Consider the following 6370-nt stretch of genomic DNA (forward strand, 5'->3'; position numbering starts at 1 on the left):
GAGACAAAATGAGGGGTCAGACCCTGAACTGCAACGTTGTAGTTATGAGCAGGAGTTAGAACCGAAACTGCAACGTTATAGTTATGGAAATTTTTGGATGATATAGAATCTGGTGATCGAGACAAAATGAGGGGTCAGACCCTAAACTGCAACGTTGTAGTTATGAGCAGGAGTTAGAACCGAAACTGCAACGTTATAGTTATGGAAATTTTTGGATGATATAGAATCTGGTGATATAGAATCTGTTCATAATTCTATCTAGGCTTCAAGCCTTCAATCTCCCCTACTCCCCCCATTCCCCTACTACCCAAACTATATAATAAGTAGTACTCAACCGGATTTGATAGGATAGCTAGTTATATCATGTCCGGATAATTAGTGATAAAAAAACTTTTTCCTTCAACTCCAGTCCTTCTTCTTCCTTCTTCCTTCCCTCCTGACTCCTGAGGACTCCGTCGCTATTTATTTATAACTGTTCAACCGGACATGATACTATTGCTCTACCAATTAAATCTCAAAGCATTGACTGATATTAGCCAAAGCCTTTTTTGGTTGAAAAAAGTGCCAGATTTTCAGCCCAAAATCCTCAAAAAGTTAGCATAAAAGGCAGAATAATTGCAGAAAAATCACGATCGATAAATATATCTGACTAGCTCCTAATTAAATTCTATTATCCCTTCCTCCTAACTACTCTCCACTCCCCCATTCCCCTATTCCCCTACTCCTAAAAAAAGACTTTTTGCTGCAAACCCTAATTAACTATGGATGCGTGGTTCTGGATGTAAATTGCTGAGAATTTCACTTTCAAATATGGCTAATTCCTCTAATCTTTCCTCTACTTTTTCTTGTTCAAAATAAGTTGTAGCTAAAATCCAATATATTCCATAATGTCTGGCTTCAGATGCCATTAAACTACGATAAAATTTTGCTAGCTCTGGTTCTGGGCAGTAATCTGCGAGTAAGCCTAAACGTTCGTGACTTCGAGCTTCAATTAAACAGTAAACTAATAATAAATCTAACATTCTTTCTGGTTCATTTCGCCGAACTTTACTATTTAAAGCTGCTCCATAAGGAGGAGAATTTAGAGGAGCTAATGGAATATTACGACGTTCTAACCATTGGTTTACTTGTTCAAAGTGTTCTAATTCTTCTTTGGCAATAGCTGTTAATTTTTTGATAAGTTTCGTACTTGAAGGATAGCGAAACATTAAATTTAAAGCTACTCCTGCTGCTTTTCTTTCGCAGTGAGAATGGTCTAATAATATAGTGTCTAAATTGGCGATCGCTTGTTCTATCCAAGCTTGTGAAGTTGGTTGTTTAATATATTTAATGGTTGGTGTTTTTGTTAGTTGCATATTTATTCCTTGTGTTCATTTTCATAACGTTCTTTTGCTGTTTTTTTTACATTAGCTGCAAAGTCTGGATAATTTTCTAACACTTTTTTCAAGTCATCTTTTTCTAAAATAAATAATTCACAGTAAGTCAATGTGATGATTGATGCAGTACGTCGTTGTTCATATACTAGAGCAATTTCTCCAAAAAATGTACCTGCACCCATATTCCTGTATATAATACCAGTTTTTTCTGAGAAGGCTTGTACTAAACCACGTTTAATAAAGTACATTTCATGACCCCAATTTCCTTCCCGAATTATATATTCATTAGGTGGTAATATTTCAGGTTTTAAAGCCATGACTATTTCTTCAAAAAAATGTCTAGTTGCTCCTTGGAAAATAGGCACTTTTTCAATTACTTCTTTGTGTAATTGTAGTGCTAGTTTCATTTTGAGAGAATAAGGCAATTCTTCGAGTATATGATAATCCCTAATATCCCGATTTTCAATCCACCTATATTGATAGTAATCTCTGATTTTTTGTTGTAACTCAGGGGGAATTTTATTTTCCCGCATATAGGTTTGAATTTGCCCTAATTTTTCTCTATATCTGGCTTTTGCAGCATCTAAGTTAGATATTAATGAAGATACATTACCAATAATATAAGCATACATAGATATCCCTAAAAACATGACTACCAAAGTAAATATTATTTCAATTTCAGTGGCGGGAGTAATATCTCCATATCCGACAGTAGTCAGAGTTGTAATTGCCCAATAAAGAGAATTAATATATTGAGTTCTTCTACTTGCTGATTGTAGAGAATTACTAATCAACCAAGAATTTTCAGCATTAGATTTCCAACTGCCAATCATAAACCAGATACAAGCTACCCAATGAGTAATTAAAATAATTAGTATGACTAATTTACACATTCTAATCAAGGTAGAATTAATATTTATGTTAGTTTCCCACCTGTTAAAAATTCGATAAAATTGGGGTAGTCGTAATAAACGAGGGAATCTCAATAAAGCAATAATAAATAGTGAGTTGGGTGCAATTATTCTGGCAATTAAATCTCCGGGAATGCTAGCTACTAAATGTCTTGAAAAGAGTCGAATTCGATAACGTTGAGCAATCTTTTTTTTGTCTTGAATATATTCTCCGTACTCAAAGTAGCCAATATGAAATCGAATAAATATATCCATAATTAAAATTACATCTCCTATAATGTCTAATATAATCCAGATACCATCAAATCTATTTTTAAAAGCAATTCTAAATGGGATTATGAAAGCATTATAAATAGTAATGGATACAATTAATACTTGCCAGAATCTAATAAATTTACTATCGGGATGAAGTGTGGGAATTTTCACTTTATTTTTCTTGAGTAATTATAGCAGGGGACAGGTAATTTCAGTTATCAGTTATCAGTTAACAGTTAGCCTCCTCCGGAGGAGCTACGCTAACAGTACCTCTGCAATAAGGAGGCTTGAAATAAGGAATATGCTCTTTGATAAGAAAAAAAATCCTTTGATCCAATCCTCTTATTTATAAGAAGAGGTAATTCTACATTCTTAATTCTTAATTCTTGAACAGCCACCCAATTTTCATGTTGCTGGGTATTTTAACTAGCTAGAATAAAATAAATTTTTATCTATTTATTTTGGGTTTAATACCCCACGGTCTACACGGTGTTGAAAATTGGTTGGGGTTTGAGTCCCTATCCACTTTTTGCTTCTTCCTTCTTCCTTCTTCCTTCTTCAACTATTTTCATTTACTTTTTTTATATCCAACAAATGGAATAAGTATCATAATTTTTCGATTGTATTATACATATCTTGAGCAAATTTTTTCGGGTTCCATAATGGCGCTAAATTTTCTGGTTCTTTAGATTTAACTAATTTATCAACAAATTCCTGACGTAAATGAGGATTTTGACCTAATTTTACACCCCAATCAATATATTCATTCCATGACCATGCTACGCCTAATTTAATATCTAAATTTTGTAAAAAAGAATAACCCATTCTAGATAAAAATTGTTCTCCGGCAAGGGTGACAACTGGTAAATTAAACCATAAAGCTTCTAAAGTGTGAGTACCACCATTATAAGGATAAGAATCAAGGATAATATCTGCTAAAGAATAGATGTTTCTATGTTCTTCTTCTGTGGGAAATCTTTCTATAAATTTAATCCTATGAATACTTACACCTTCAGCTTTACAAGCTTGATGATAAGCTGCTTGAAATACTTCTATATCTCCTAATGCTTTATGAATTAATATACTATTAGGAACTTGCTTCAAGATAGCAATTTGTGCTTTGACTAAATCTCGGTTAAATTTTCTCCCTGGTGCTAAACAAAGATAAACAATTTGGTCTAAACCTATCCTTTGAGACTTTCTTAAATTAGCTCTATTTGTTTCTATTCTTTGAAAACCAGAAGTTGCTACAAATGAATTTGGCATCCTAACTAATTTTTCCATATAGTATTTATCTCGGTCTTGGGGATGAGTATGTAAATCGCACAGAAAATAATTATTCTCAGATATGTAAGGAGCATCAAATCCTAACCAAGACATACAAACAGGTGCAGGTTTATAATATAAAATCTGTGTATTAATTGGTAAGCTCAAAGAATCTAAATCTATCAATACATCTATTTTATCTTGCTGAATTTCGGTAATAATTTCCCGGACATCGACGCTTCCTTGAGGATATTTTTTCGGTACATATAATTTAGTAACAGCTTGGCTAAATTTTTGAGTTTGGTCATCTGCTTTAAGACGTTCCGTTGAATATAAATATATTTCTGTATTTAATTTTCCTAACTCTCGAATAATATCAAGGCTACACCAACCGACGGAATGTCTATTGAAATGGTTAGATATGAAGCCAATTTTTAATGGATGTTTATTGTCAAAATTAACAGGAGTAACAAAATTATTATTTTGAGGCTTGAAGACAAATTGTCTATAAATTTTCGATACCGATCTGTAGAGGTCAGAGTTGGCTTGAATATCATCTCTTAAGTAAGGAACACTGAAAAGAAAATTTCCATATAAAGCCTTTATATCGACTACTTTTTTGACAATAGTCATATCCTCTTTCAATTTAGCTTCAAGGTCAAAAAATCTATCTTTAGCAATTTCATTTAAGCCTGATACTTGATAAATACTAATCAAATATATCCCAGTCATAATCGGATCTATTTCCCCACATTGCTGATAATAGTTAGTAACTGCTTCTCTGGCAACTACATAATTATTACCATCCCGAAAAATGCCACATAAATGTTGATGTGCTGTAGCATAATTATCCTGAATTTCAATCGCTTTTTTCAGATATTTAATAGCCTCAGAAAACTTACCTTGACTCCTCAAAATAATGCCAATTTGACTATAAGCTTCTGCTAAATTTGGGTTAACTGTAATTGCCCTTTGCCAACTATCAATAGCTTCATCTAACTTTCCCTCTTCAGCTAACTTATATCCCTGGTTTAAATTAACCTCAACCCCACCCAAATTAGGATTTAATTTTAATGCCTTTTCTTGTGAGGCGATCGCTTCATCTAACTTGCCCAGTTGCTGCCAAACTTTGGCCAAATTCCAATAAGCAGGGGCCATATCTGGTCGTAGTTGAATCGCCTTTCTGTAACAAGCGATCGCCTCATCCAGCTTTCCCTGACGATAAAACATACTGCCCAAATTAACATGAGCCTGGCATAACTCAGGATTAAGTTCTATTGCCCGATAATATAGATTAATTGCTTCCGAAATTTTACCTTGGGCCTGGATAATATTTGCTAGGGTCACATAAGTCGAGGCCCAATTCGGTTGTAGATTTAAAGACTGACGACAACAAGCGATCGCCTCTGATAATTGTCCCTGGGCATAATAAAGTTCAGCTTGTGCTGTTAATGCCTGAAAATTTGGGGTTTGTGAATGGGGAGAACTGGAAGAAATATTCATTGGAAAAAAAGTCTATGCTATCTAATTAAAGGTTAAAATTTATCATATTTTGTACCTGAGTAGGACGAGAGAATATAGGTCTTTCCTCTAAGGCGCAATATTTGAGTTATCCTATGTTTAGTTTTGGGTAAAAATGTTTGATATAGCGATAAGCATTTCCTACGGAATGCTCCGCAAACAGCTATCAACTAGCCTCCTATCGGAGAAACTGCGTTATCAGATAGAATCAAAACTTTTAACTGTAATGTTTTGAAGTTTCTTAGCTTTCCTAATCTTAATGCGTAGTGCTATAACTAATATGAAATAGGTTAATTTTTGCTACAGATAATTTATCAAGAGATAGATAGATAGGAAGATAGGGAAAGTCATAAATAGCATAATTACTTGTATTTTATATAAACTTGCTATTTTACTATTTCGCTCAAATTTCAGCCCCAAAGCTGATAATAAATATCGTATTAATTTTGGTATTTAATATTAAACAAGGAATATTTCAATGATTGGAAAAAAATTGCATCAACTTCAACCAAAAATTAAATTTAAATCTCAAATAATTCTGGGAATTGTTTCATTAATTTTGATATAGCTATAACCATTCAGCATTCAGCATTCAGCTAGGCTCAAAACTTTTAACTGTAATATTTTGAAGTTTCTTAGCTTTCCTAATTTTAATGCGTAGTACTATAACTAATATGAAATAGCTTAATCTTTACTACAGATAATGTAAGCATTTCCTGCGGAATGCTTACCAGATAATTCATCAATAGATAGAGAGATGGGGATATCTGGAAAGTCTTAAATAGCAGAATTACTTGTATTTCATATCAACTTGCTCTGTTACTATTTTCCTCAACTTTCAGCCCTAAAGCTGATAATAAATGTAGTATTATTTTTTGTATTTAATATTAAATCAGGAAGATTTCAATGATTGGAAAAAAATTGCGTCAACTTCAACCAAAAATTAAATTTAAACCTCAAATAATTCCCAGAATTATTTCATTAATTTTGATATAGCTATCAGCATTCAGCATTCAGCTATAGACAAAACTTTTAACTATA

General features: G+C 33.0%; 3 protein-coding genes. All 3 read right to left on the reverse strand.

Features of this window, described 5'->3' with window-relative positions:
- Window positions 1-755: 755 nt before the first annotated feature.
- Entirely contained in the window at window positions 756-1355 is a 600-nt protein-coding gene (locus F6K15_RS06480; RefSeq protein WP_287523315.1) for a tRNA-(ms[2]io[6]A)-hydroxylase, read from the reverse strand.
- Between the two features lie 2 nt (window positions 1356-1357).
- Window positions 1358-2713, reverse strand: a complete 1356-nt coding sequence (locus tag F6K15_RS06485) for an ion transporter (RefSeq protein ID WP_293058571.1) — start codon at window positions 2711-2713, stop codon at window positions 1358-1360.
- A gap of 435 nt (window positions 2714-3148) precedes the next feature.
- The gene (locus F6K15_RS06490) at window positions 3149-5311 is read right to left on the reverse strand and encodes a tetratricopeptide repeat protein (RefSeq protein ID WP_293058574.1); all 2163 of its coding nucleotides are present in this window, start codon (window positions 5309-5311) and stop codon (window positions 3149-3151) included.
- Window positions 5312-6370 lie beyond the last annotated feature (1059 nt).

The organism is Okeania sp. SIO2B3, from assembly GCF_010672525.1.
Taxonomy (GTDB): domain Bacteria; phylum Cyanobacteriota; class Cyanobacteriia; order Cyanobacteriales; family Microcoleaceae; genus Okeania.

Excerpts from the sequence above, each read along its gene's own strand:
- F6K15_RS06480 (WP_287523315.1), bottom strand. The coding sequence starts at position 1,355 with ATGCAACTAACAAAAACACCAACCATTAAATATATTAAACAACCAACT.
- F6K15_RS06490 (WP_293058574.1), bottom strand. The coding sequence starts at position 5,311 with ATGAATATTTCTTCCAGTTCTCCCCATTCACAAACCCCAAATTTTCAG.